The sequence below is a fragment of the Brevibacterium ammoniilyticum genome (assembly GCF_038429965.1).
GTDB classification, from domain to species: Bacteria; Actinomycetota; Actinomycetes; order Actinomycetales; family Brevibacteriaceae; genus Brevibacterium; species Brevibacterium ammoniilyticum.
In genome coordinates, this window is sequence record NZ_BAABNP010000010.1 from 96,463 (window position 1) to 122,044 (window position 25,582).

Genomic DNA, 25,582 nt, shown 5'->3' on the forward strand with positions numbered 1-25,582 from the left:
TCACAGACCTGCCAGGTTCGCCTGCCCGAGACCGGCGAGGCTGTCGCGAAGGCGGTCGGCATCGGCGCGGGGCAGGCCCGGGATGGTGGCATCGGTGGCCGCCGAGGCGGTATGGAGTTTGACGGTGGCCAGGCCGAACATGCGGTCGATGGGGCCGGAGTCGACGTCGACGAACTGGAGGCGGCCGTAGGGGACGACGGTGGTGCGGCGGAAGAGGATGCCGCGACGGATGAGGAGGTCGTCGTCGCGTTCGGCATAGCCGATGACCTTCGCCTGCCGGTAGAGGATGACGAGGTAGACGACCGCCCAGGCGAGGATCGCAGCCCAGGCCACGTGCAGCCACCATTGGGAGGGGAAGAGCACGGCGAGGACGATGCCTGCGGCGATGAGCGGGAGGAAGAAGAGCAGGGAGGCGACGGTCTCCTTGCGCCAGTACTTCGGGCTGACGCGGGTGTAGACGATGTCGTTCATGCGGCTTCGGCTCCTGAAGGGTCGTCGGGTGGGAGCATGCAGAATCCTTCGACGATGATGCCGACGATCATCAGGGCCGCCGCCGCGGCTGCCGCGAGCAGCATGCCCGCGGCGAGGTCGTCGCGGATGCCGGGGGCGGAGAGGAAGTAGTACCCGGCGTTGCCGAGGTACCAGCCGGCCAGTCCCGCGCCGGTCAGGGCGCTGGCCTTGGCCATCACGGCGACACGGGCGGCCTGTAGGGGGTCGATCTCCCTGGTCCGGTCGCCGTCGTTCCACCGTTTGATCGGGTAGCCGAGGACGAGGAGGACGACTGCGAGGATGAGCATGCCGATGATCGCGAACCACGGCTGGCCGGGCAGGGCGAAGCCCTGGGACTCCAGCAGCACGTCGACGAGCACGCCGAGCAGGGTGCCGGCCACCGCCCAGATGACGAGTGTGCCCGAGGTGGTTCTCTGCATGCTCCCAGTCTTGCAGATCGGGGGCGCTCGTGCAGGTCAGACGCGGTCGATGGCCTGATCGGCCACTGCCGCGAGAGCCTCGGCGATCGGGCGCGGGCCCTCCGCGGTGGTGACGACGGTGTCCGGGGCGATCTCGGCCCACGGGGCGAGGACGAAGGCCCTCTCGTGGGCGCGCGGGTGCGGCAGGGTGAGCTCCGGGGTGTCGCTGACCTGTTCGACGCCGTCTGCCGTAAAGGCGATGAGGTCGATGTCGAGGGTCCGGGGTCCCCACCGCAGCTCCCGGGTGCGTCCGCACGCGACCTCGATGCCCTGGCACACGGCGAGCAGCTGGGCCGGCGGCAGGGTGGTCTCGACGAGGACGCCGAGGTTGAGGAAGTCGTCCTGGTCGACCCCGCCCCACGGTGCGGTGCGGTAGAGGGAGGAGCGGGCGCGCACGCTGATGCGCGGATGCCGCTCGAGGGCGGCGACCGCCTCGTCGAGAGTGGCCGCGGCATCGCCGAGGTTCGCCCCGAGGCTGAGGTAGGCCACCGCGGGCTCCCCCGGCCCGGTCGCTGCGGGTGCCGGGGTGCTGCGGGTGCGTTCGACGGTGACCGAGACGTCGGAGAACGTGCGGGCGATGGGGGCGCTGGGTTTGTGGACGACGACCTCGACATGGTCGGTCAGGCTCAGGCAGTGGTCGGCGATCGCCTCGGCGAGCGTTTCGATGAGGTCGAAGGTGGTGCCCTCGATGATGGCCGCGACGTCCTCGGCGAGCTCCCCGTAGTGGATGGTCTGGGCGATGTCGTCGGTCGCGGCGGCTCTCGCCGTCGAGGTGTGGAGGACGACATCGACGACGAAGTCCTGGCCCTCGCGCTTCTCGAACTCGAAGACCCCGTGGTTGCCGCGCACCCGCAGTCCGCGCAGTTCGATCCGGTCCGGGTGCCCGGTCATCGCAGGCTCCACGGTGAGGGGCCGGGACCTGAGTGGTCGGCGATGGATTCGGCGACCCGGCAGGCCAGCGCCGAGGCGGCCGGATCGTGGACGCGCACCGCCCATGCTCCCGCCTGCGCGGCGAACGCGGAGATCACTGCCGTGGCTTCGTCCTTCTCGTGCTCTCCGGCCTGACCGGGATCCTCCGGAGAGACGAGGGAGGCGATGAAGCGCTTGCGGCTCGCGGCGACGAGGAGGCGCTGCGGGAACACGGTGAACGCGTGGAGGCCGGCGAGGAGCTGCCAGTTGTGCTCGGCGTTCTTCGAGAACCCCAGGCCCGGGTCGACGATGATGTCGGCGGGGTCGACGCCGGCGGACACGGCGACGTCGATGCGATCACCCAACTCGGCGATCACCTCGGCGACGACATCGTCGTAGTGGAACGTCGCATCGGCCCGGTCGAGGTAGCCGCGCCAGTGCATGAGGACGATCGGGACGCGCGTCTCGGCGGCGACGGAGAGCATGCCGGGATCCGAGAGTCCCGCGGAGACGTCGTTGATGATGTGGGCACCCGCGTCGATGGCGGCGGCGGCGACCCTTGCCCGCATCGTGTCGACGCTGATGAGGGCGCCTGCGCCGGCGAGCTCACGGACGACGGGGACGACGCGGCGCAGCTCCTCGGCTTCGTCGACCCTGACCGCTCCCGGTCGGGTCGATTCGCCGCCGATGTCGATGATGTCGGCGCCGGCGGCACGCAGCTCGAGGCCGTGGGCTATGGCGGCGGACTGGTCGAACCAGCGGCCGCCGTCGGAGAAGGAGTCGGGCGTGACGTTGAGGACGCCCATGATCTGCGTGGGCACGGTTCAGCCTCGGAGGATGAGGCTCATCGCTTCGGCCCGGGACGCGGGTTCGCGCAGCTGGCCGCGCACCGCCGAGGTGATCGTCGAGGCACCGGGCTTGCGGACTCCGCGCATCGTCATGCACAGGTGCTCGGCCTCGACGACGACGATCGCGCCCTGCGGTTCGAGGTAGCGGACGAGGGCATCGGCGATCTGGCTGGTCAGCCGCTCCTGCACCTGCGGGCGCCGGGCGTAGATCTCGACGAGGCGGGCGAGCTTCGACAGGCCCGTGACCTTGCCGTTCTTCGACGGGATGTAGCCGACGTGGGCGACGCCGTGGAAGGGCACGAGGTGGTGTTCGCACATCGAGTAGAGGTCGATGTCGCGGACGAGGACCATCTCCTCGTGGCTGATGTCGAAGGTCACGGAGAGGATCTCGGCCGGGTCGTGGTGGAGTCCGGCGAAGATCTCCTCATACGCCCGGGCGACCCGGGCCGGGGTCTCCTGCAGGCCTTCGCGGTCGGGGTCCTCGCCGACGGCGAAGAGGATCTCACGCACGGCGGCGGCGATGCGACCATGGTCGATCGTGGGCTTCTCCTCAGCGTCTTCGCCGAGGTCGCTGAACACGTAGTCGGTCATCAGCGGCTCCCTGGGTCATCGGTGGGCAGTCCGGAGCTGGGTCCCGACGGACCGGTCGGGCCGTTCGGGTCGACCGGTCCCGGCGGGTTGTGCGGCACGTCGGGACCGTGGGTGCCCGAGGGACCGGAGCCGGGAATGTCCGTCGTGTCCGGACCGGAGCCGCCCATATGGCCGCCGTCGCCGCGGTTGCCGACGGGGGCGGGCGGGACGATGGGTCCGCGGTCGGAGACGGGACGCTCGTCGTTGGCCAGCCACACCTCGCGGCGGGGACGCTTGACGACGGCGGCGAAGATCGCCTCGAGCGCCGCCTGGTCGAGGGTCTCGCGCTCGAGGAGCTGGTAGGCCAGGGAGTCGAGGACGTCGCGGTTGTGGGTGAGCACCCAGTAGGCGTCGGCGTGGGCGGTGTCGATGAGTTCGCGCACCTCGGCGTCGATCGCCGAGAGCGTCGAGTCCCCGTATTCGTCGCCGGCACCGTAGCCGCGGCCGGCGAACGGCTCGGACTGGTCGTCGCCGATCTTGACCATGCCGAGCTTCTCGCTCATCCCGTACTGGGTCACCATCTTCCGGGCGATGTTCGTCGCCTTCTCGATGTCGTTGCTCGCCCCCGTGGTCGGGTCGTGGAAGACGACCTCCTCGGCGACGCGCCCGCCCATCGCGTAGGCGAGCTGGTCGAGGAGTTCGTTGCGGGTGGTCGAGTACTTGTCCTCACTGGGCAGGACCATCGTGTATCCCAGGGCGCGGCCGCGCGGGAGGATCGTCACCTTCGTCACCGGGTCGGTGTCGTTCATCGCGGCCGCCACGAGCGCGTGACCGCCCTCATGGTAGGCGGTGACGAGGCGTTCCTTGTCGTTCATCAGGCGGGTCCGCTTCTGGGGGCCTGCGATGACGCGGTCGATCGCCTCGTCGAGGATGCGGTTGTCGATGACCTTCGCGTTCTCACGGGCCGTGAGCAGGGCCGCCTCGTTGAGGACGTTGGCGAGGTCGGCACCCGAGAAGCCGGGAGTGCGCTTGGCGATCTGGCCGAGGTCGACGTCGGGCGCGAGCGGTTTGCCCTCGGCATGGACTTCGAGGATCTTCTTCCGGCCCTTCATGTCCGGTGCCTCGACGGGGATCTGCCGGTCGAAGCGGCCCGGACGCAGCAGTGCGGGGTCGAGGACGTCGGGACGGTTGGTCGCGGCGATGAGGATGACGTTGGTCTTGACGTCGAAGCCGTCCATCTCGACGAGCAGCTGGTTGAGCGTCTGCTCGCGCTCGTCGTGGCCGCCGCCCATGCCGGCGCCGCGCTGGCGGCCGACGGCGTCGATCTCGTCGATGAAGATGATGCAGGGCGCGTTCGCCTTGGCCTGTTCGAAGAGATCACGCACACGGGAGGCGCCGACGCCGACGTACATCTCGACGAAGTCGGAGCCGGAGATCGAGTAGAAGGGCACTCCCGCTTCGCCGGCCACGGCCTTCGCGAGCAGGGTCTTTCCCGTGCCGGGCTGACCGTAGAGGAGCACGCCCTTGGGGATCTTCGCGCCCACGGCCTTGAACTTCTCCGGTTCGGCGAGGAACTCCTTGATCTCCTCGAGTTCCTCGAGGGCCTCGTCGACCCCGGCGACGTCCTTGAACGTGACGTCGGGGTTCTCCTTGTTGACGAGCTTCGCCTTCGACTTGCCGAAGTTCATCATCTTCCCGCCGCTCATCTGCGAGATGAGGAACCAGAAGACGACGAAGATGATGACGAACGGGATGAGGGTGCCCAGCAGCGACATCAGCCAGCTCTGCTGCGGCACCTCGTCGGTGTAGCCCTGCGTCGGGTTCGACTCGGCGACGGCCTTGACGACCTCGTCGCCGCGCGGTTCGACGTAGTAGAACTGGACCTTCTTGCCGAAGTCCTGGCCGTCGATCGACAGGTCGTCCTTGAGGGTGAGATCGACCCGCTGGTCGCGGTCGACGATCTTGACCTGCTCGACCTTGTCGTCGGCGAGGAGTTTGAGTCCCTGCTCCGTGTCGATCTGGCTGAAGCCGGCACGGCTGAAGAGCAGCGCTCCGATCGACACCACGAGCAGCGCCATGACGATCCAGATCAGGGGACCCTTCGTCGCCTTGTTGAGCAGGGGTCGTCGCTTGTTGGACTCGGCCATAGGTCCTCTCAGGAGTTCAGTCTCGACAGCCCGTTGAGGCCGCCGCAGCGGCCTGGGAGCATCCCCCACAGCCTAGTACGTACCGATGACATAGCGGGAATCCGCACGCTTTTGTTCCCCGCCCGGCTCTTCTCTGAGCGAACGTCCGGCCAGCGCTCAGCTGTAGACGTGCTGGGCCAGGGTCGCGACGAACGGGACGTTGCGGTACTTCTCCGCATAGTCGAGGCCGTAGCCGATGACGAACTCGTTGGGCACGTCGAAGCCGACGTACTTGACGTCGATGTCGACCTTGACCGCTTCGGGCTTGCGCAGCATCGTGCAGATCTCGACGTCGGCGGCCCCGCGCGAGCGGAGATTCTGGACAAGCCAGGACAGGGTGAGCCCGGAGTCGATGATGTCTTCGACGATGAGCACGTGGCGTCCGGTGAGGTCGGTGTCGAGGTCCTTGAGGATGCGCACGACGCCCGAGGACTTCGTGCCCGAACCGTACGAGGACACGGCCATCCAGTCCATCGTCACCGGGGAGTGCAGGGCGCGGGCGAGGTCGGCCATGACCATGACCGCTCCCTTGAGGACGCCGACGAGGAGGATGTCCTTGTCGTTGTAGTCCTCATCGATGGCGGCTGCCAGTTCAACGAGTCGGGCGGCAATCTGTTCTTCTGAGACGAGCACTTCTTCGATGTCTGTGCCGAGATCGTTGATGTCCACTGCGGTCGATTCTCCTCAAATGGGGCGGGTGTGTCTCCATTATGGGTGACGGACCTCCCACCGAGCCACCCGCGCTCCCCCAGTGAGGATCTCAGCGCTCACCCCGCCTCGGCGAGTTCGTCGTCGACGGTGCCGGGTGCGGCCGAGAGGTACCCGGTGAGCCCCATGAGCGCGGAGACGACGATGAGGAGGATGAGCGGCGGCGTCCATGATCCGCTCACCCCGAGCAGGGCACCGACGGCGAGCGGACCGAGGGCGGCGAGGATGTAGCCGGTGGACTGGACGAACGCGGAGGTCCGCGCCGTGATCGAGACTGCGCGGGTGCGGCTGGTGATGAGGGCGAGCGCGGCGGGGAAGGCGAAGCCGCCGTAGGAGAGCAGGACCGCCCAGAGCACGGGGGCGCTCGCGGGGGCGAGCAGCAGTCCGAGGTAGCCGGCGACGGCGCTGACGGAGAAGGAGACGAGGAAGAAGCGGGGGGCGAGGCCGCGCATGATGATCTGCGGGGCGAGGAAGCCGCCGGGCAGGCCGCCGAGGGTGACGATCGTGAGCATGACGCCCGCGGCGACGGGGTCGAGTCCGGCGTCGCGGTAGATCTGCGGCAGCCACCCGAACTGGACGTAGGCGTTGACGGACTGGAGGCCGAAGAACATCGCCATGTACCTCGCCTTCGCCGTCGAATGGATGTGCCGCCTCGGCGCGGGTGCCTGCTGCGGGTCACGGGACGGACGTGGGAGCACGGGCACGGAACCCGCGGCGCGCAGCACGATCCACGAGGCCAGAGCCGCGAGGGGAACGAGGACCCACGCGCCCAGCCCGACCCGCCAGTCGTCGAAATGCTCGGCGAGCGGAGCGGTGAGGAAGGCGGGGAACATCGCGCCGAGGCCGAGGGAGACGGTGAAGGTCGTCGCGCCGAGGTGGGTGCGGTGCGGGAAGCGGGTCTTGACGAAGACGGGGAGGATGACGTTGCCGAGCGACATGCCGGCCAGGGCGGTGACCGTGAGGACGGAGAAGGCCAGGGAGGAGTCGACGAGGACACGGGCGCCGATGCCCACGGCGATGAGCGCGCAGGAGAGGGCGAGTGAGGCGAAGAGGCCGGCCCGGCGCAGCAGGGGCACGGCGAGGAAGCCGCAGCCGGCGAAGATCAGTCCGGGCAGGGCGGTGAGCAGGCCCGTCTGCCATTCGGCGAGGCCGAAGGCGGCCTGCACCTCGGCGAGCACGGGACCCAGGGAGGAGGCCGCGGGGCGCAGGGACGAGGCAATGAAGATGAGGCAGACGAGCGCGAGGACGTCGAGCCCAGGACCTGTGCGGGGATTCTCGGTCCCAGGGGTGGTGGTCATGCGCTCATCCTCTCAGTCGTCTCTCGGCTGCCGCTTCGCCGTCCACGGCGGGGTCCGCGGCAGGTTCCGGGGCGGTGCCTGGCGTGGTGTCCGGCGCGGTGTCCACGGCCGGGCCCGGCGACCCGTTCCGGTCGACCGAACAATGGTATACCATCAGGAACGGGGCGGTGACCATCCGCGCCCGTCCCTTTGACCACCGTTGCCCACAGGAAGCGCAGATCGACGATGACGACCACCTTTGCCGATGTCCGGATCTTCCCCCGCCGCCCCGACGAGGCGGCCGTCGACGTCGTCGTCGATAACGGCCGCATCACCGCGATCACACTGGCAGGAGCCGATCGTTCGGGTGGTGCGGGGTCTGGCGAGGCGGGGTCGGGCACTGCCCCTGCCGGCGAGGTCGTCGAGGGACGAGGGCGAGTCCTCATGCCCGGCCTCGGCGACGTCCACGCCCACCTCGATTCGAACCGACTGGGCCAGACCTTCCGTCCGCACACCGCCGACGGCACCCTGCACGGCTACATCATGAATGACCGGGCGAACTGGCGCAGCGGGGAGCGTTCGGTGCGCGACCAGGCGAGCTTCGCGATCGCCGCGATCATCGCCTCGGGCGGGGTGCGGATCCGCTCGCATGCCCAGGTCGACGCCGACACGGGCCTCGAACGGTTCGCAGGCGTCCGGGATGCCCTGGCCGCCCACAACGACGTCCTCGACTCGCAGATCGTCGCGTTCCCGCAGGCGGGGATCGTGCGCGAGCGGGGTGTCAAGGACCTCCTCGATGCGGCCCTGAGCGAAGGTGCCGATCTCGTCGGCGGCCTCGACCCGCTCCAGTACGACCGGGACCCGAAGACCCACCTCGACATCGTCTTCGACCTCGCCGAGAAGCACGGCGCCGGGGTCGACATCCACCTCCACGAAGGCGGGACTGCGGGGGTGTATTCGTTCGAGGAGATCGCGCACCGGACCACGGCGCTCGGCCTGCAGGGGAAGGTGACGATCTCCCATGCTTTCGCCCTGAACACGAACCCCGAACCGGTGGTTCGAGGCCTAGCGGAGCTCCTCGCCGAGGCGGGCATCTCCGTGACGACGGTGGCCCCGCAGAAGGGGTGCCTGCCGCAGGACATCCTCGGCGAGCAGCGGGTGGCGATCGGCCTCGGCGAGGACGGACAGCGGGACTACTGGAGTCCGTACGGCGACGGCGATCTGCTGCGCCGGACCTGGCAGTTGGCGTTCACCAACGGCTTCCGCCGTGACGAAGACATCGAGCACTGTCTCGACATCGCCTCGCGCGGAGGCGCGCAGGTCATGGCCGGAGCCCGCCCCGAGCACACCGCGCTGGTCGAGGATGCGAGGTTCGGCCTCGGTGTCGGCGCACCGGCGGACTTCATGCTCCTCGATGCCGACACCGTCACCTCGGCGATCATGGACTGCCCCGTCGACCGGGACGTGTTCAAGGCCGGTCGCCTCGTCGCCTCCGGCGGAAAGCTGCTCGGCGGAGTGCGGTAAGCGCGGTCACAGCGCTGCGGTGCGGGCCGGGAGCGGCATTGCGGCGTTGCGGGCTCGGCGTTGCGGGCTGGGCGTTGCGGCCGCACAGGGGCGGAGTTGCGGGCATCTGCGGCGGACACCGGGTTACTCCTGCCGGAGGCGCCGAATCCGAACGGCACCTTGAGCCGCTCAAACCACCCGTGGAAGGGTAGGAATTGCTGCTCGATGTAGGCGCTGCCGAGCTGCGGGTGGTGGGTGGAGCTGCGGGTGATTTGTGAAGCCCAGGGTGGTGTGTGCCGCCCAGGGTGGTGTGTGAGCCGCCGGGGTGCTTCGGCTGGAGGCGCCGAATCCGAACGGCACCTTCAGCCGCTCAAACCACCCGTAGAAGGGTAGGACGTGCTGCTCGATGTAGGCAGTGCAGAGCTGAGGGTGGTGTGTGGCGCGGCGGGTGGTGTGTGGCGCGGCGGGTGGTGTGTGCCGCCCAAGGTGGCGTGTGAGCCTCCGGGTTGTTGAGAGACTTGCGCCTCCGCAGAGTTGCCGTGGAGCCACCGGGTTGCGCTGGGCGTCTGGGCACCCGAGCGTTCGGGGCTCAGGGGCGCCGGGACTTGGCGGCGGGGCCGAAGCGGACGCTGCCGTGTGAGACGGCGACCTCGGTGTCGCCGGGAAGCGAGAGCCGACCGTTCACGTTCGCCCTGATGAGGGCCGTGAGTTCGGCGATCCGCGCGGCACCGAACGCCTGCGCGGGCACGTCCAGCGAGACGAGCCATACTCGCAGCACCCTGGTGAGGATCGCATCCTCCAGCTCGCCGAGGCGCTCGACCGGAATCTCGGACCGACCGCTGACCTCGGCGACGGCTGCAGCGGCGGACTCGTCGAGGAAGTCCGCATCGGCGCGGCAGAGCTGGGCGGTGCGCGCGAGGTTGTCGGTCACCGGCTGGCCGAGATCAGTCTCGAGGGAGGTGAGCAGCGACCGGACCCGCACCCTGGCATACGCCCGATCGGCATTCATCGGGTCATCCCAGACCGTGATGCGCTGTGCCGTACACGATGCCTCGGTCGTGGCCCGATCGATGTCGAGCAGCGGTCGCAGCACCGAGCCCGTGCGCACCGCCATCCCTGCCAGCGACCGCGTCCCCGAACCGCGCAGCAGCCCGAGCAGCACGGTCTCGGCCTGGTCGCTGCGCGTGTGCGCGGTGACGATCCACTCGGCGTCGACCCGTGCCCGCACCGCCTCGAGGGCCGAATACCTGGCGTCCCGCGCTCCCGCTTCGAGGCCTTCAGGACCGGCGGCGACGTCGACCCGCACCGCCTCTGCGGGCACACCCCACGACTCCGCGGTCGCCACCACCTCGGCGGCCACCTCGGCGGATCCAGGTTGGAGACCATGATCGACGGTCACGGCGAACGCTTCGACCTCGCCGCGTCGGTGGAGGAAGGCGCACGCGTGGAGCAGAGCCATCGAATCCGCTCCCCCGGAGACGGCGACGACGATGCGCGAAACGGCGCGAGCCGCGCCGCCAGCACCGGTGCCGCCCTTCCCCAGTCCGGCGCGCACGGCATTGCGGATCGCCCCGCTCGCCGGATCGAGCGTCGGCCGCCGACCGGACCGCGCGGATCCAGCCGGCCCAGCAGACCCGACAGACCCGGCCGCCTCAGCGGCCTCTGCCGACCCAGCGGTCTGTGCCGCCTCGGCGGACTGTGCGGACTCAGCCACGACTCACCCGTGGACGCGGTCGAGCCAGAGTCGCGGCGCGTGGATCTCCGCACTCGTCGGCAGGTTCTCCGGGCGGTCCCAGACGGCGCCGAAGCCGGTCTGTCCCACCTCACGGCGGATCTCGCGGACGAACTTCGCCCCGTCCCGGTACTGTGCGAGCTTGAGGTCCATGCCGAGCAGGTTCGAGAGGAACCCGCCCTGACCGGCGTCGCGACGAGCCTCGAACCGACGGCGCAGCTTGCCCACACTCGGGATGACGCCGAGGCCCACTTCGTCCATGACGACATCGGCGTGGCCCTCGAGGAGGCTGAGGATCGCCGAGGCGTCGGTGAGCGCCGCCCGCATCCCCTCGTTGCGGATGAGGTCGACCATGCTCGCCTGCCCGCGGATAATCCGTCCGAGCACGGCGAAGACCTCCGCGATCGTCGAGAGCCCGGGCGCCTGGAGCGGAGTGGCGACGACCTGCGAGAGGAGGCTGCGCATGTGCTCGCGCAGCCACGGGGCGGTCGCGAACTGGACCTGGTGCGTGGCCTCATGCAGCGCCACCCACATGCGGAAGTCCTTGGGGGTGACCTTCATGGCCTCCTCGGCGATGAGGATCGAGGGGGCGACGAACATCAGCCGACCGGTCTCTCGGGCGAAGGGATCGAACTGCCCGAGCACGCGTGTCGAGAGGAGGGAGAGGACGCCTGCGACCTCGGCGGCAGCTGCCCGACGCGAGGCCGGTCCCGGTTCGGCGGGCAGGGCCGAGACATCGACCATGCCGTTGAGGGATTCGGCGTTGGCCTTGATCCAGCCCACCTGGTCGAGGACGAGCACCGAGCCCGCGGCCAGCCGAGCACGGACCTCGTCGGATCGGTCCTGGTCGAGGAGGAACGCGTCGACGACGAGGTCCTGCGCGGTGAGCGCGTCCTCCTTCATCTCGTGGACGAGCGCCTCGAGCTCACCGGCGGGCGGCGGCTTCGCGGCGGAGACGACTTCCCTGGCCGTGCGGACGGCGAACCTCTCGTCGACGATCATCGGCAGCCGCAGTCGGAGAGGGCGGAGACGACGTCGTCGACGGTCTTGCGGGCTTCGAGGATCTTGCCCTTGTCGACGCCGTCGATCTGGACGCTGAAGACGAGGTAGCGGCCGTCGGCGTCGAGGACTCCCCCGGCCAGCGAGGTCACCGTCGACAGCGTCCCCGTCTTCGCATGGACGACGCCGGCGGCGTTGGGGTCGGCCGCGAACCGGTCGGTGAGCGTGCCTGTGAGTCCGCCGACGGGGAAGTAGGAGATGAGGCTCGAGAGCGAATCCTTCGCAACGACCGAGGCCTGGAGGACCGTGGTGAGGTCGTGCGGGCTGATCCGGTTGCCGTAGTCGAGTCCGGAGGTGTCGTTGAGCTTCGTCTGTCCGAGGTCGACCGAGTCCTCGAGGGCGGCGATGACGCCCTTCGGGCCGTTCTCGAGGCTGCCGGGCATGCCCTGCGCGATCGCGACCTCGTTGCCGAGCACCTCGGCGACGACGTTGTCGCTGTGGACGAGGGCGTATTCGACGATCTCGGAGATCGTCGCGGACTCGACAGAGGCCAAGGGCTGCGCGACCCGATCGGACCCGGCCGTCTCCGAAGGCCCGGCGGTACCGGAAGGCTGCGCCGTCCCCGAGGGCTGCGCGGACGCGGTGGGTTTCACGGCCTGCTCGGGTGCCGCGGTGACCGTGATCCCGGCGGCTTCGAGTTCGGTCCGGAAGGCGGTCAGCGCCACCTCGGCGGGTCTGTCGCTGCGTCCCCGCCATGCGTTCTTCGGGTCTCCGACGTACCCGCTGTCGATCATCAACGGCTGGATCGGGGAGATGATGCCCTTGGCGATGTCCGCGCGCTCCCAGCCGGGGTTGAAGTCGCTGCCCGGGTAGCGGCTCGTGTCGAGGCCCACCGCGACCTCGGTCGTCCCCCGCTCCTTGAGTGCGTCCGCCGTGTCCTGGGCCAGGGTCTTCAGCCCTGCATGGCCGTTGACGGCGCCCGGTTGGGACTCCCCGGCACCGAGCAGGGAGTCGCCGCCGCCGACGAGGGTGACCGTCTGCGTGCCCGGGTCGAACCGGGTCGTCGTCGACAGCCGCTGCTCTCCCCCGATCGCCAGCAACGCCGCCGAGGCGGTGAGCACCTTCGTCACCGAGGCGGGGGTGCGCGCCCGGTTCTCGTCCGTGGCGAAGAGCTTCTTGTCGGTCAGCCCGTCTCGGACTTCGACCCCGAAGCCCTTGACCTTCGATTCGCCGAGGATGCGTTCGATCTCCGTACCCGCGGCCGCCGGGATCGGGGCGGAGGCATCGAGCGCCGAGGCGGGGGCGGGCACGTCCTTGCCCCCAGCCTGCGGTGAGGGGACGGGATCGACGGGGATCTGCGGTTCGGTCGTGAGGAACCCCGGGACGACGTCGGCGGCGTCGGCGACGCCGTAGCCGAGAGCACCGGCGACGAGGACTCCCGCGGTGATGCCGGCGGCGATCCGACCGCGTCGGCGTCTGCTCCCGGGCTCGCGTGTGCGCGTGTCTGGGGTGGGGTTCAAACGCGGGCTCCCGTTCGTCTCGGAGGTGGGCCGTGCGCGGCCGAGCGGAGGAGGGCTGAGGATGTCTCGGCGGGCACTTGTAGGCTCTATCCTAGTGATGCCACCCTAACGCTTAAGGAGCACTATGGAACTCTTGGCCACCATCGAGATCCCCCGCGGTTCGCGCAACAAGTACGAAGTCGATCACGAGACCGGCCGGGTCAAGCTCGACCGCTACCTCTTCACCTCGATGCAGTACCCCGCGGACTACGGGTTCATCGAGGACACCCTCGGCAACGACGGCGACCCCCTCGATGTGCTCGTCCTGCTCACCGAGCCCCTGTTCCCGGGTGTGCTCGTCGACGTCCGCCCCATCGGCATGTTCCAGATGGAGGACGAAGCAGGCGGCGACGACAAGGTGCTCGCGGTTCCCGCCGGCGACCCGCGCTGGGAGAGCTACCAGGACATCGACGACGTCGACAAGTTCACCCTCGACGCGATCGAGCACTTCTTCACCCGCTACAAGGATCTCGAGCCGGGCAAGTTCGTCAAGGGTTCGAACTGGGTCGGCCGCGAAGCCGCCGAAGCCGAGGTCACCGCCTCGATCGACCGCTTCAAGGCCGAAGGACACTGATCAGCCGACACTGATCTGCACGCACCGCTCAGCGCCCGGCGCTGACCTCATCGACCGCCTCGACGATCATGTCGGGGCGGTCGATCATCATCAGGTGCCGCGAGTCGCGGATCTCGTGCCGCACGAGATCGGCGAAGGAATCGGCGAGGATGGCCGAGCGCCGAGTTCCCGGCAGGGGCGGGGCGAGCAGCGCCGAGGTGCGGGCGCGGACCGGATCGGTGCGCCGCCGCAGGGACTGCAGGTCCGCGGCCTGACTGCGGTAGCTCAGCCACTCCGCGATCGAGGCCTTGAGCGTGTCGGGGTCGGTGTACGGGTCCTTGAACGCTTCGGGGTCGAGCACCCGCCCCGACCCCGTCTGACGGAGGAAGCCCTGGTGGGAGAGCCAGGAGACGAATTCGCCGATCTCCTCCCGACTGACCAATGCCCCGATGATCGGCAGCCAGGTCGCCAGTGAGAACCTCCCGGCCGGCCCCCGGAACCGGTAGTCCTCGATCGAAGGGTCGACGAGGACGATTCCTGCGACCCTGCCCGGGTGGAGCCTCGCGAACGCCTCCGCCCGGAACGAGGCCATCGAATGCGCGACGATGACGACCCGCGGGTGACCCTCGATCGCGCGCTCCATCGCGGCGAGCTCCCCGGCGAGGTCCGGCAGCGTGCCCGGCCAGGGTGTGTCGGCGAAGCCGGGTCGGTCGATCGCGATGACGTCACGGTCGGGCATCTGCTCGATGACGGGAAGCCAGCCGGCGGCGGCCAGCGCGCAGCCGTTGAGGAAGAGGACGGGATCCGGGCTGTGACCGGGAACCGTGTCCTTCTCCCCCGCCGAGGCGGTCGCCGGCCTCCGATAGACGGTGAAGCCGTCGACGGTCGACCGAGACCAGCGGGCGAGCGAGTCAGGCATCCGCGCTCCCCCGGTCGACAGCGGCACCGCGGTCCGCCTCGGCGCCCCGATCGTCGGCGCCCCGGTCGACTGCGCCCCGGTCGACGGCGGCACCTCTGTCCATGACGGCGATGAAGCCCAGGTGCGCGGCCCAGGCTGCCAGCACGAGCACCCCGAGGGCCTGGATGTAGCCCTGCCCGGCCCGCCACGTCATCTCGATGATCACCGAGCCGATGTTGGCGACGATGAGGACGCCGAGCACGGCGAGGACGCCGCGGCCGTACGCGGTGCCCAGGCTGCCGCGGCGTCGCAGCGCGATGACCGCGATGACGAGGCTCGCCATGGCGCCGATGGCGACGATCGAGGAGGCGATCGCGTGGAGGAGGAAATCGGGTCGCAGCGGATTCGCCGTGTACTCCGCGTAGCACACCGGGTCGAAGGTCTGCGTGCACGGCAGGGCCGCGATGGAGTCCCCGATCGTCGCGAGCCCCGCCACCCCGATCGCCACGGCCAGCGGCATCGCCGCGCGCCCGAAGCGGGGCCGCCATCCCCGCACCCCGAGGATCGCGATGAGCACCATGAGGCTGCCGGCGAGCGCATCACCCGAACGGAAGAGCCACGAGTACGGCTGATCGGCGGCAGCGAGCTCCGAGACGTAGCCGGTGAGCGGGAACGGGTAGGGGCTGAGGAAGAGGAGCACCCACGAGTCGTAGGAGAGGAGCACTCCGGCAGCGAGCAGGATTGCGAAGGTGCGGCGCATCTGTGTCCGTTCGTCCCGTCTCAGTGGCCCTTGGGCTTGGCCAGGGGGAAGGTGATCGTCGAGCGGATCGTCTGCTCGGTGAGCAGCATGACGAGCCGGTCGAGTCCCATGCCCATGCCGCCGGCCGGCGGCATGCCGTATTCGAGGGCGCGGAGGAAGTCCTCGTCGAGCTGCATCGCCTCGGGATCGCCGCCGGCCGCGGCCAGCGACTGCGCGGTGAGGCGTTCGCGCTGGAGGACGGGATCGACGAGCTCGGAGTACGCGGTGCCCAACTCGGAGCCGAAGATGATGAGGTCCCACTTCTCCGCGAGCATCGGGTCCTCCCGGTGCTGGCGGGTCAGCGGCGAGGTCTCGGCCGGGAAGTCCGTGTAGAACGTCGGGGCCACCGTCGACTCCTCGGCGACCTCCTCGTAGATCTCCTGGAGCAGCATCCCCCAGCCCCACTTCGGGTTGACGGTCATGCCCACCCGGGTCGCGATCGCGCGCAGCTCCTCGACCGAGGTGGCCGTCGTCACCTCGTCCCCGATCTTCTCCGAGACGATGTCGGTCAGGGAGACCGTGCGCCATTCGTCGGCGAGGTCGATCTCGTGTTCGACGCCGTCGACGGTGCCGCGCACGACCGTGGTGCCCAGGGCCGCCTCGGCGGCATTGATGACCATCGTGCGGGTGAGTTCGCGCATCGTGTTGTAGTCCCCGCCGGCCTGGTAGGCCTCGAGCATCGAGAACTCGGGGTTGTGGGTGGCGTCGACACCTTCGTTGCGGAAGTTCCGGCCCATCTCGAAGACCCGGTCGAAACCGCCGACGAGGAGGCGCTTGAGGTAGAGCTCGGGAGCGATGCGCAGGTAGAGGTCGAGGTTGTAGGCGTTGATGTGGGTGAGGAACGGGCGCGCGTTCGCACCCCCGTGCACGGTCTGGAGGATCGGCGTCTCGACCTCGAGGAAGCCGCGGGACTGGAGGGTCTCGCGGATCGTGCGGAACGTGTTCGAGCGGATGACCATGAGGTCGCGCTGGCCGGTGTTCATCGTGAAGTCGAGGTAGCGCTGACGCACCTTCGCCTCCGGATCGGTCAGGCCCTGATGGAGGCTCGGCCACGGCTGCAGGGACTTCGCGGACATCGTCCACGAGGTGACGAGGAACGAGGGCGTGCCGGTGCGGGAGGTGCCTTCGCGCCCGGTCACGGAGATGCGGTCGCCGCGGGAGACCCACGACCTCAGCTGCCGCATCGACTCCTCACCGAGGACCTCGCGTTCGCACACGAGCTGCGTGTCGCTGCCCTGGGAGCGCACGTCGAGGAAGACGACGCCGCCGTGGTCGCGGATGCCGAGCACCCGGCCGGCGAGCACGGTGCCCTTCGCGGCCGCGGGCGCCGCCTGCGCGGGATAGGGTTCGACCCCGGATTCGAGCATCGCCTCACGCACGCCGAGGCGGTGCCTGACCTGGTCGGAGACGCGCAGCGCCGGTTCGGCGGGCGCGGTGGTGCGGGTGATGCCGAGCAGCGGGGCCGCCTCGGCGGGGGTGTAGATCGGCTGGTCGTGGCTGCCCTTGGCGAAGATCCTCGGCGGATTGAGGAACCCTTCGGCGATGCTCACGGCCAGGCCGATGCGGGCGAGGTCGGAGCCCTCCGGGTAGCAGAGCATGCGGGGCACCCACTCGGGGTGGTACTTCTCGTTCGAGCGGTACAGGGATTCGAGCTGCCAGAACCGGGAGGCGAAGAGGAGGACGTTGCGCCACAGACGCTTCATCGGTCCCGCGCCGAGCTCCTTGCCCTGTTCGAAGGCCGAGCGGAAGACGGCGAAGTTGAGCGAGACCGCGGCGATGCCCACGTCCGGGGCCTCGCGCATGAGGCCGGCGACCATGAACTCGGTGACGCCGTTCTCCGCGAACGGGTGGCGGCGCATGAGGTCGAGGGAGGCTCCCGTCTCGCCCCAGGGCACGAAGCAGAGCAGGCCCGCGGTCTGTTCGGCCAGGGTTCCGGCGTCGGCGGGGAACAGCGCCTCGACGACGAGACCGTCGGCGTCGGCGGGATCCCCGAAGCGCCCGAGCGCCATGGAGAAGCCGCGCTCCGTGTCACCATCGCGCCATTCGTCGGCGAAGCGGCCGAGGCGTTCGAGATCCTCGGCGTCGATGTCGCCCTGCCGGCGGATGCGGATCGTGTAGCCGAGCCCGGTGAGTTTGGCGACGGCGCGCTGGACCTCGGGCAGCGCCGAGAGGGTGAAGTCCTTGGTCAGGAGCACCGCCTCGTCGCCGACGTGGAGGACCTTGAGTCCGGCGTCATGGTAGGCCTGCGCACCCTGCTTCGAGGCCGCGAGCACCGCGGGCACCCATCCGTAGGACTCGGCGAACGCGACGAACTGGCGTGCCGCGGCCGGCCACTGCGAGGGCGGGCCGATCGGGTCGGAGGCGACGAGGCAGACGCCTGCCTGGACGCGGTAGGTGAGCACGCAGTCCTCGGCGAAGAACGCCGAGCGGTCGCGCCTGGTGGAGAAGTAGCCGAGGGAGTCGGAGGCGTGGTTGGCCAGTCCGACGCGGATCTGGCGCTCCTGGTCGATGTCGATGCGCTCGGAGTCCCGGGAGGAGCGCAGCAGGGTCCAGAAGGCGAGGATGATGCTCAGACCGGAGCCGAAGCCGAAGACCGTGAGCATCCAGCTCGATTCGGTGTTCTCCTTGAACCCGAAGAGCTCGGCGAGGATATCCCTGGCCTCGATCATCGTCAGTCCGCCGATGATGTACTGCGCGGTGAGGACGATGATGACCGTGAGGACGAGGCCGGCGATGAGGACCGCGATGGCCTTGAGGAAGCCGCGGGGCTGGGTCTTCGCGATGTACCACCTGCGGTAGACGAGGAGACCGATGATGCCGGCGATCGGCAGGACGAGACTCGTGGCGAGGTCCCAGCCGAGGATATCGGGTGAGACCAGGTAGGCGACGACGATGACGAGGCCGATGAGCGCGATGATGACGACGAGGAGGGCGAGGAGGATCCACCACGCCAAGCGCTTCCGGAAGCTCAGGGCCGCCGCGAGCAGGATGAGGATGACCGAGGAGACGAAGTCGATCGGGGTGACGGGGACGACCCACATCCAGAAGAACTCGAGCGCTCGGAACAGCCACGAGCCCTCGGGCGTGATGAGCTGGAGGAGCATGAGGAGGGCGAGGATGGTCAGAACTCGGGGCAGCCAGCGGACGAAGAACGGGGATCCGCCGGAGGTCGTGTGAGCGGGGGTGGGAGGCATAGGGAGAATCCCGTCATACAGGTCTGGGCCGTGTCTCCAGGTGACACAGGCGCAGACCCCTGAGACCGGTCGCACCCTGCTCGTCCTTTGCCGTATCAACTGAAACTGCCGCGCCGGACCACCTCCCGCAGCGGGGTCGCAGAGAGCGATTTCGACGCCCCGTTTCAGGTTAGGTGAGCCTAATGAGAAGTGTGAGCCAGGTTATGCGATTCTCGTGACATGAAACTCGACCATGTGTCCTTCGCCAGCGAACCAGACGGTTACACAGCAACCGCCGAGCGCATCTCGCAGCAGCTCGGAGTGGTTCCCTACGACGGCGGGGTGCATCCGCGTTTCGGTACCAGGAATCTCATTTTCCCGCTTGCCAACGGCCAGTACCTCGAAGTCGTCGAAGCCTTGGAGCACCCGGCCGCTCTCTCCACCCCCTTCGGTCAGGCCGTGCGGACGCGTTCCGAACTCGGCGGCGGCTGGATGGGCTGGTGCGTGTCCGTCGACGACCTCTCCGAGGTCGAGACCCGTCTCGAGCGCAAGGCCGTCGACGGCAACCGCACTCCGGAGTCGGGCGAGGAGCTCAGGTGGTTGCAGATCGGAGTCAAGGGGCTCATCGCCGACCCCCAGCTGCCGTTCTTCATCAAGTGGTCAGCCGATTCGTCCCAGCACCCCTCGTCGTACAAGACCAACGACGACGTCTCCATCGACACCCTGCAGATCGCGGGCGACCGCGACCGTCTGCGCGACTGGCTCGGCACCGATGATGCCAAGCCGATCCCGGAGATCCACATCGACTGGTCCGCACCCCACGGCGCTCCCGGCATCATGTCCGTGACGTTCGCGACCGAGAAGAACGGTCTCGTCACGATCTGAGGCTCTGCCTCGGCGGGATCTCAGCGGGTGTCGACGAGGGAGAGCACACCGGGGGCGAGGAAGCCGACGACGTCGATGAGGGTGTGCGCCCACACGATCGGCATGAGCCGGCGCGTGCGCAGGTAGAACCAGCCGAAGATGATGCCCATCGCGACGTTGCCGATGAACGGCCCGATCCCCTGGTACAGGTGGTAGCTGCCGCGGAAGAGCGCGAGGGCTGCGATGATCGTCCACGGCCCGTAGCCGAGCCGGCGCAGCCGCTCGGCCCCGAACCCGAAGATGAGGACCTCCTCGAGGACCCCGTTCTTCGCCGCCGAGAGCAGGAGGACGGGGATCGTCCACCAGTAGTCGCCGAGGTTGGCCGGCTGCACCTCGGCCGTGATCCCGAGTGCCCTGCCGCCCGCATAGACGCCGAGCGTGCCGATGCCGATGATCCCGAAGAGCAGCACCCCGTAGCCGAAGTCCCGCACGGGTCTGCCGTGGACGCCGAGGCGGCGGCTCAGCGGCTCCGGGTCGGGATCGCGGCTGAGCAGGTAGAGGGCGAGGGCAACGGGCACAAGGCTGAACCCGATGTCGAGGAGCTGGTAGACCAAGTCGAAGACCGGCCTCGGGTTGAGTGAGGTGTTGAGCTTCGCCTGCGCATCGCTGATCGGACCGCGGGTGACGATGTCGAGGAGTTTGACGACGGCGTAGACCGCCGACTGACCGAGGGAGAGGGCCGCGACGAGCCCGAGCTCGAACCACAGGCGCCGGCGCTCCCGCGGCTCGAGCTCGGTGTCCATGCTCATACTGTACGGCTCGCCCCGCTGGCCGCTCAGTGCTTCGGCTCGTCGGGTGACACGGAGCGGCCCGCGCCGTCGGCGCGCACGTTACCAGTGTCCGGTGCACCCGCGGCGTCGGTTCCCTCTGCAGCACTCACGCCGGCAGCACCCGCGTTCGGCGCGCCCACGCTCGCCGTCTCACGTTCGGCGGCGCGCGCCTCGGCGGCATCGAGGACCTGCCCGCGGGCCATATTCTTCACATGCCGCTTCTCGGCCCGGCGCTCCTTGGCCCCTTCGAGGAGGAGGTAGAGGACGGGGACGAGGATGAGGGTGAGGATCGTCGAACTGACCAGGCCGCCGATGACGACGATCGCCAGCGGCTTGGAGATGAAGACTCCCCCGCCGGTGAGCCCGAGGGCCATCGGCACGAGCGCGAAGATCGTCGCGGCCGCGGTCATGAGGATCGGCCGGTAGCGGAGTCGGGCACCGCCGACGATCGCCGGGCGCAGTTCGACCCCGCGCGCCCGGAAGTGGTTGATGAGGTCGATGAGGACGATCGCGTTCGTCACGACGATGCCGATGAGCATGAGCAGGCCGATCATCGCCGTCAGCCCCATCGCGGTGTCGGTGAGCAGGAGGAGTGCGACCGAACCGGTGGCGGCGAACGGGATCGAGACGAGGAGGATGAGCGGCTGGAGGAGGGACTTGAAGGTCGCGACCATGATCACGAAGACGATGAGGATCGCCGCGAGCATCGCCAGGCCCAGCTGCGAGAACGCGTCCTGCTGCTCCTCTGTCGCCCCGCCGGTGTCGACGCTGACGACGTCGGGGATGTCGACATCGCCGAGCGCCGACTGGACTGCCGCCGACACCGAACCGAGGTCATCGCCCTCGGGCGTGACCGACACCGTCGTCGAGCGCTGACTGTTCGTGTGCCGGATGTTCGGGGCTGTCGTGATCTCCTCGACGTCCGCGACGTCGTCGAGCCTGATGTAGCGCGGTTCCGGCGTCGGCGCCGCAGCGGCCCCAGCGCCCGTACCAGCGCCGGCAGCCCCCGCGCCGGCCCCCGCTCCAGCACCCGCTGCGCCGGCCCCAGCTGCCCCGGCACCCGCCGCGGCGGACGGGCTCTCGGGCTTGCCGGGGATCTTGAGCTTGCGCAGCTCCTCGGCGGTCTTCGCCTCCCGGTCGAAGAGGAGGACGGACTGGGTGACGTCGTCGATGACGACCTGCCCGATGTTCTGTCCGCGCATCGCCCGCTGGACGTACTGGCCGATCGCCGCCTCGGTGAGGTTCTCCTCGGCCGCCTTCTCGGAATCGACCTTGACCTCGATGACGGGCTGGACGGCTTCGACGTCGCTGGTCACCGACTGCGCCCCGGGCACCGACTCGAGACGGTCGGCGACCTTCTGGGTGGTGTCCTCGAGCACCTTCGTGTTGCTCGAGGTCAGGGTGACGTCGATGGTCTGCGCACCCGGGGTCGAACTCTGGTCGCGGAGTTCGACCTGGCCGACTCCGGTGAGCGCGTCGAACTTCTTCTGCAGCTCCGTGCTGATCGACTGTGCGGAGACCCCGGACTTCGCGTTGACGATGAACGTGCCGTTGAGCCCCGCATCCGTGGCGAAGCCGAAGTCCGAACCGCCGATCGAGACCTGGTAGGACTCGATGCGATCGTCGGCGGCGAGGATGTCCTCGACCTGCTTCGACTGCTCGGAGGCCTCGTCGAGGTCGGTGCCCGGGTCGAAGGTCTGCGAGACCTCGAGCTGCTCCTGACCGGTGTCGCCGAAGAGCTCCGTCTTCAGCTGCGGGACCATCGCCCCGGTGCCGACGAGGATGATGAGCGCTGCGAGGATCATGAGCACCGGGTGCTTCGTGGAGAACGCGATGACCGGGAGGTACGTCTTCTGCAGCCGGGTCACCGGAGAGTGCAGGGCCGCGAGTTCGTCGACCTCGGCGGCCTCTGCAGTCCGTGCCCCACCCCCGGTGGTCCGCGCCGCGCGGCCGGCGGGGACGATGCCCTCGTCGGTCTCGACGTCGCCGCCGGCATCGTGGCGGGCGGCTGCGACGATGCTCTGCCTCTTCGCGGCCTTCTTCGCCGCCTTCTTCTCCGTGCGCCACTCGGTGAGCATCTGCCGGCGGCTGCGGCGGATCTCCGCCTTCTCCTCGGCGGTGAGCTTGACCTTCGCCTCACGTTGGCGGAGGAACCAGTACGCGAGGACGGGCACGATCGTCAGCGCGACGAAGAGGCTCGAGAGCAGTGCGATCGTCGCGGTGAGCGCGAAGGGTCGGAACATCTCCCCGGTCTGGCCGGTGACGAAGGCGAGCGGGAGGAACACGGCCACCGTCGTCAGGGTCGAGGCGGTGATGGCTCCGGCCACCTCGGCGACGGCGGAGAGGATGTTCGCGAACTTGTCGCCCCCTGCCGCATGCCGTCGTCTGATCGCCTCGATGACGACGATCGAGTCGTCGACGACGCGACCCACGGAGATCGTCAGGGCGCCGAGGGTGAGCATGTTGAGCGTCTCCCCACCCATCCACAGGCCGATGAGGGCGATGAGGAGGGAGAGCGGGATGGAGATCGCGGTGATGATCGTCGCCCGCACCGACAGGAGGAAGACGAGGATGACGAGGACGGCGAAGACGAGGCCGAGCATGCCCTCCTTGAGGAGGTCGTCGATGGACTGCTCGATGAACGGGGCCTGATCGAAGGCGGAGACGAACTCGGTGTTCTCCCCCATCGTCTTCGCCAGACCCGGCAGCTTCGCAGAGACCGCATGGGAGACGTCGACGGTGTTCGCGTCCGATTCCTTCATCACCGACAGCGACAGGGAGGGTTTGCCGTTGGTGCGGGAGATCGACTGGACTGGGGCGTCGGCGATCGACACGTCGGCGACGTCGGAGAGCTTCACCGGCCCGTCGGTGCCGCCCAGCGCCAGGGCCTTGATCGCGTCGACCGAGCGCAGGCGGGCGCCGACTTCGACCGGTGCCGATCCGCTGCCGGATTCGAGGTCGCCCGCCGAGGTGGGGATCCCGTTGGACTGGAGCAGACCGGCCACCTCGTCGAGGCTCACGCCTTCGTCCTCGAGGTCGTTCTGCCGGATGCGGATCTCCACCTGCTTCGTCTTCGCCCCGGCGATCTGGACCTGGGAGACGCCGTCGACCTTCTTCAGTTCGGGTTCGACGATGTCGGTCAGCTGGGCGGCGAGCTTGTCCTCGTTCGCGTCGGAGGTCACCGAGAGGGCGAGGACGGGGATGTCGTCGGTGCTCAGGGTGAGCACGTTCGGTTCGACGCCGTCGGGCAGCTGGGACTGCACCTGGGAGACCGCGCGCTGCAGCGAGCGGACGATGTCGTCGGAGTTGACCCCGTACTTCGTGCTCACGGTGATCGTCGAACTGCCCGCCGAGGACACTGAGGTCATGTCCTCGACCTCGGACAGGGGTGCCAGTGCGCCTTCGAGCGGGTCGGTGACCTCGCTCTCGACGGCCTGCGGGGTCGCACCCTCGTAGGTCGCGGTGACCGTGGCCTGCGGGTTGTCGAGTGAGGGGAAGAGCTCCTGCTTGAGCGCCCCGGCGCCGATGACGCCGAAGATCACCGCGACGACGGAAATGAGCGCGATGAGCGCTCGGTTCTTCAGACTCAGACGGGTCAGAAAACTCACAGGGGCTCTTTCTGCTCGGGTGGCCGGTGTGTCGGTGGCTGGTGCGCCGGCACGCGGTGTGTCGGCAGGCGGCCGCGGCCATGAGGCGACACCACGCTCATCTTAGTGACCCCGCGGCGCGCATTCTTCTCAGTGCACCCTGTGCAGGTTCTGCGAAACGGCAGGCCGCGCTTGGGCACTGCGGCGGCGTCCCGCCCACGCGGCGAAATCGCACCAGCACGGTCCTCCGACACCAGCACGGTCTGCGAACCGTGCCCGTGTCGGACCACCGTGCTGGTGTCGGATCACCGTGCCGGAGTCCGCCAAGCGCCCGGAGTCCGCACCCGGGACCGGCGCCTCTACGCATCGTCGCGCAGCGCCGGCGGCCGGGTCTCGCGGCCGGTGAGCCAGTACGCGGCGGCGAGGATGGCCAGCGCCCCGGTGAGCGCGAACGCCCACGCATAGCTGAAGTGGTCGACGATGACGCCGGCGAGGATGGGCCCGAGGATCGCACCGCCGTCGAGGGCCATCTGGTACTTCGCGAGCACCCGCCCGCCCTTGCGGTCACGGCCGACGACATCGGCGACCGTGGCCTGCTGGGCGGGATTGGCCAGACCGGATCCGATGCCCGCGAGGACCGAGAGGACGAAGAAGAGCCAGAGGGCGTCGGTGAACGCCAGGGCCGCGGTCGAGAGTCCGAGGGTGAGCAGGCCCCAGATGATGAACGGCTTGCGTCCCAGCGTGTCGGCGAAGCGGCCGACGAGGGCGACCGCGGAGGCGTTGCCGAGCGCGAACATCGTCAGCGCCAGACCGGCTGCGGCGGCGTCGGCGTGCAGGGCCTGGAGGGCGAAGAGCGGGTAGATGGCCACCCGGATGCCCATCGCCGACCAGCCCTGGACGAACGCGGAGACCAGCGCCGCCCGGTAGGCTGAGTCCTTCCAGGCCTGCCGGAAGGTCATCACCTCCTGCGCGGGCTCGGCGGCCGCCTCGGCGAGACGGGCACGGCCGAGCTTCGTCTTCGATCCCGCCGAGGCGGTCGACCCGAGGAACACCCGGACGACGGCTGCGGCGATGACGAGTCCGACGGCGTAGATGAGGAACGGGATGCGCATCCCCCACCCGGCCATGAGACCGCCGAGGACGGGGCCGGCGATGTTGCCGACGAGGAACGCCGTGGCGTACGTGCTCGAGGCCTTGGCTCTGGCGTCGACGGGGGCGAGGCGGATGATGAGCGCCATCGCGGAGACGGTGAACATCGTCGACCCGATGCCCCCGAGTCCGCGGAAGATCAGCAGCTGCCAGTAGTCCTGGGCGAAGGCCACGGCGGCGGTGGAGGCGGCGACGATGAGGAGGCCTGTGATGTAGATGCGGCGTTCACCGAAGGCGTCGACGAGCCGGCCCGAGGTCGGTGAGAAGACGAAGCGGAAGAACGCGAAGGAGGAGACGACGATCGTCGCAGCCGTCACCCCGAAGTCGAAGCTCGCCGCGAACTGCGGGAGGACCGGGGCGATGATGCCGTAGCCGAGGGCGACGATGAACGCCGCGGCGACGAGGACGTAGATCTCCTTGGGCAGTCGACGCGAGGTTCTCATCGCGGCCGCCGTCTCCTCGCCCTGCGC

General features: G+C 69.2%; 20 protein-coding genes. 3 read left to right on the forward strand and 17 right to left on the reverse strand.

Annotated features, from left to right (window positions below; translation table 11 throughout):
- The 8 genes from AAHA49_RS12765 to AAHA49_RS12800 form a co-directional block, all read right to left on the reverse strand.
- A complete protein-coding gene (locus tag AAHA49_RS12765; RefSeq protein WP_342038589.1) occupies positions 1–471 on the reverse strand; it encodes a PH domain-containing protein in 471 nt (156 codons plus the stop codon).
- Positions 468–929: a DUF3180 domain-containing protein gene (locus AAHA49_RS12770; protein ID WP_342038590.1), complete on the reverse strand. Its 462-nt coding sequence runs from the start codon at positions 927–929 to the stop codon at positions 468–470. The genes AAHA49_RS12765 and AAHA49_RS12770 overlap by 4 nt, the downstream gene beginning before the upstream one ends.
- A gap of 36 nt (positions 930–965) precedes the next feature.
- On the reverse strand, positions 966–1,859 hold the full coding sequence (folK, locus tag AAHA49_RS12775; protein ID WP_342038591.1) for a 2-amino-4-hydroxy-6-hydroxymethyldihydropteridine diphosphokinase: 894 nt from the start codon (positions 1,857–1,859) through the stop codon (positions 966–968).
- Complete coding sequence (folP, locus tag AAHA49_RS12780) at positions 1,856–2,698, reverse strand: dihydropteroate synthase (protein WP_342038592.1); 843 nt, start codon at positions 2,696–2,698, stop codon at positions 1,856–1,858. Before folP ends, folK begins: the two co-directional genes overlap by 4 nt.
- A 3-nt stretch (positions 2,699–2,701) precedes the next feature.
- On the reverse strand, positions 2,702–3,316 hold the full coding sequence (gene folE / locus AAHA49_RS12785) for a GTP cyclohydrolase I FolE (protein ID WP_342038593.1): 615 nt from the start codon (positions 3,314–3,316) through the stop codon (positions 2,702–2,704).
- The gene (gene ftsH / locus AAHA49_RS12790) at positions 3,316–5,442 is read right to left on the reverse strand and encodes an ATP-dependent zinc metalloprotease FtsH (protein WP_342038594.1); all 2,127 of its coding nucleotides are present in this window, start codon (positions 5,440–5,442) and stop codon (positions 3,316–3,318) included. Before ftsH ends, folE begins: the two co-directional genes overlap by 1 nt.
- A gap of 156 nt (positions 5,443–5,598) precedes the next feature.
- Positions 5,599–6,150 carry a hypoxanthine phosphoribosyltransferase gene (gene hpt, locus AAHA49_RS12795; protein ID WP_342038595.1) on the reverse strand — a complete coding sequence of 184 codons (552 nt, stop codon included), beginning with the start codon at positions 6,148–6,150 and terminating at the stop codon, positions 5,599–5,601.
- Positions 6,151–6,248: 98 nt separating this feature from the next.
- Positions 6,249–7,487, reverse strand: coding sequence for an MFS transporter (locus AAHA49_RS12800; protein ID WP_342038596.1), 1,239 nt, complete (start codon positions 7,485–7,487; stop codon positions 6,249–6,251).
- Between the two features lie 225 nt (positions 7,488–7,712).
- On the opposite strand from AAHA49_RS12800, the gene AAHA49_RS12805 reads away from it, so the two are divergent.
- Positions 7,713–8,990 (forward strand): amidohydrolase family protein, encoded by a 1,278-nt coding sequence (locus AAHA49_RS12805; protein ID WP_342038597.1) that lies wholly within the window; start codon positions 7,713–7,715, stop codon positions 8,988–8,990.
- Positions 8,991–9,558: 568 nt separating this feature from the next.
- Here AAHA49_RS12805 and tilS read toward each other — a convergent pair.
- The 3 genes from tilS to AAHA49_RS12820 are packed head-to-tail and all read right to left on the reverse strand — an operon-like array spanning position 9,559 to position 13,220.
- Positions 9,559–10,683, reverse strand: a complete 1,125-nt coding sequence (gene tilS / locus AAHA49_RS12810) for a tRNA lysidine(34) synthetase TilS (protein ID WP_339393330.1) — start codon at positions 10,681–10,683, stop codon at positions 9,559–9,561.
- 3 nt (positions 10,684–10,686) lie between these two features.
- Complete coding sequence (locus AAHA49_RS12815) at positions 10,687–11,703, reverse strand: zinc-dependent metalloprotease (RefSeq protein ID WP_339393329.1); 1,017 nt, start codon at positions 11,701–11,703, stop codon at positions 10,687–10,689.
- The gene (locus AAHA49_RS12820; protein ID WP_339393328.1) at positions 11,700–13,220 is read right to left on the reverse strand and encodes a D-alanyl-D-alanine carboxypeptidase/D-alanyl-D-alanine-endopeptidase; all 1,521 of its coding nucleotides are present in this window, start codon (positions 13,218–13,220) and stop codon (positions 11,700–11,702) included. Before AAHA49_RS12820 ends, AAHA49_RS12815 begins: the two co-directional genes overlap by 4 nt.
- Before the next feature lie 124 nt (positions 13,221–13,344).
- Here AAHA49_RS12820 and AAHA49_RS12825 point away from each other — a divergent pair, with 124 nt between their 5' ends.
- The gene (locus AAHA49_RS12825) at positions 13,345–13,833 is read left to right on the forward strand and encodes an inorganic diphosphatase (protein WP_339393327.1); all 489 of its coding nucleotides are present in this window, start codon (positions 13,345–13,347) and stop codon (positions 13,831–13,833) included.
- 28 nt (positions 13,834–13,861) lie between these two features.
- On the opposite strand, the gene AAHA49_RS12830 is transcribed toward AAHA49_RS12825, so the two are convergent.
- Genes AAHA49_RS12830 through lysX form a run of 3 tightly spaced genes read right to left on the reverse strand, consistent with a single transcriptional unit; the run spans position 13,862 to position 18,703 of the window.
- Positions 13,862–14,731, reverse strand: a complete 870-nt coding sequence (locus tag AAHA49_RS12830; RefSeq protein ID WP_339393326.1) for an alpha/beta fold hydrolase — start codon at positions 14,729–14,731, stop codon at positions 13,862–13,864.
- On the reverse strand, positions 14,724–15,470 hold the full coding sequence (locus AAHA49_RS12835; RefSeq protein WP_339393325.1) for a DUF998 domain-containing protein: 747 nt from the start codon (positions 15,468–15,470) through the stop codon (positions 14,724–14,726). The genes AAHA49_RS12830 and AAHA49_RS12835 overlap by 8 nt, the downstream gene beginning before the upstream one ends.
- A gap of 20 nt (positions 15,471–15,490) precedes the next feature.
- A complete protein-coding gene (lysX, locus tag AAHA49_RS12840) occupies positions 15,491–18,703 on the reverse strand; it encodes a bifunctional lysylphosphatidylglycerol synthetase/lysine--tRNA ligase LysX (RefSeq protein WP_339393324.1) in 3,213 nt (1,070 codons plus the stop codon).
- A gap of 219 nt (positions 18,704–18,922) precedes the next feature.
- On the opposite strand from lysX, the gene AAHA49_RS12845 reads away from it, so the two are divergent.
- Positions 18,923–19,567, forward strand: a complete 645-nt coding sequence (locus tag AAHA49_RS12845) for a VOC family protein (RefSeq protein WP_339393323.1) — start codon at positions 18,923–18,925, stop codon at positions 19,565–19,567.
- 20 nt (positions 19,568–19,587) lie between these two features.
- Here AAHA49_RS12845 and AAHA49_RS12850 read toward each other — a convergent pair whose 3' ends face one another.
- The 3 genes from AAHA49_RS12850 to AAHA49_RS12860 all read right to left on the reverse strand — a co-directional run bounded on the left by AAHA49_RS12850 (position 19,588) and on the right by AAHA49_RS12860 (position 25,555).
- Positions 19,588–20,355, reverse strand: a complete 768-nt coding sequence (locus AAHA49_RS12850; RefSeq protein WP_339393322.1) for a CPBP family intramembrane glutamic endopeptidase — start codon at positions 20,353–20,355, stop codon at positions 19,588–19,590.
- A 26-nt stretch (positions 20,356–20,381) separates the two neighbouring features.
- Positions 20,382–23,984, reverse strand: a complete 3,603-nt coding sequence (locus AAHA49_RS12855) for an efflux RND transporter permease subunit (protein WP_339393321.1) — start codon at positions 23,982–23,984, stop codon at positions 20,382–20,384.
- Between the two features lie 338 nt (positions 23,985–24,322).
- Positions 24,323–25,555, reverse strand: a complete 1,233-nt coding sequence (locus AAHA49_RS12860) for an MFS transporter (RefSeq protein ID WP_339393320.1) — start codon at positions 25,553–25,555, stop codon at positions 24,323–24,325.
- Positions 25,556–25,582: the final 27 nt, after the last annotated feature.

Bases quoted from the DNA above. Each gene is read 5' to 3' on its own strand.
- AAHA49_RS12845 (WP_339393323.1), top strand. From the start codon at position 18,923: ATGAAACTCGACCATGTGTCCTTCGCCAGCGAACCAGACGGTTACACA.
- AAHA49_RS12830 (WP_339393326.1), bottom strand. From the start codon at position 14,731: ATGCCTGACTCGCTCGCCCGCTGGTCTCGGTCGACCGTCGACGGCTTC.
- AAHA49_RS12800 (WP_342038596.1), bottom strand. From the start codon at position 7,487: ATGACCACCACCCCTGGGACCGAGAATCCCCGCACAGGTCCTGGGCTC.
- AAHA49_RS12860 (WP_339393320.1), bottom strand. From the start codon at position 25,555: ATGAGAACCTCGCGTCGACTGCCCAAGGAGATCTACGTCCTCGTCGCC.
- folK (WP_342038591.1), bottom strand. From the start codon at position 1,859: ATGACCGGGCACCCGGACCGGATCGAACTGCGCGGACTGCGGGTGCGC.
- AAHA49_RS12815 (WP_339393329.1), bottom strand. From the start codon at position 11,703: ATGATCGTCGACGAGAGGTTCGCCGTCCGCACGGCCAGGGAAGTCGTC.
- ftsH (WP_342038594.1), bottom strand. From the start codon at position 5,442: ATGGCCGAGTCCAACAAGCGACGACCCCTGCTCAACAAGGCGACGAAG.
- AAHA49_RS12835 (WP_339393325.1), bottom strand. From the start codon at position 15,470: ATGCGCCGCACCTTCGCAATCCTGCTCGCTGCCGGAGTGCTCCTCTCC.
- AAHA49_RS12805 (WP_342038597.1), top strand. From the start codon at position 7,713: ATGACGACCACCTTTGCCGATGTCCGGATCTTCCCCCGCCGCCCCGAC.
- AAHA49_RS12850 (WP_339393322.1), bottom strand. From the start codon at position 20,355: ATGAGCATGGACACCGAGCTCGAGCCGCGGGAGCGCCGGCGCCTGTGG.
- lysX (WP_339393324.1), bottom strand. From the start codon at position 18,703: ATGCCTCCCACCCCCGCTCACACGACCTCCGGCGGATCCCCGTTCTTC.
- folE (WP_342038593.1), bottom strand. From the start codon at position 3,316: ATGACCGACTACGTGTTCAGCGACCTCGGCGAAGACGCTGAGGAGAAG.
- AAHA49_RS12765 (WP_342038589.1), bottom strand. From the start codon at position 471: ATGAACGACATCGTCTACACCCGCGTCAGCCCGAAGTACTGGCGCAAG.
- AAHA49_RS12770 (WP_342038590.1), bottom strand. From the start codon at position 929: ATGCAGAGAACCACCTCGGGCACACTCGTCATCTGGGCGGTGGCCGGC.
- AAHA49_RS12825 (WP_339393327.1), top strand. From the start codon at position 13,345: ATGGAACTCTTGGCCACCATCGAGATCCCCCGCGGTTCGCGCAACAAG.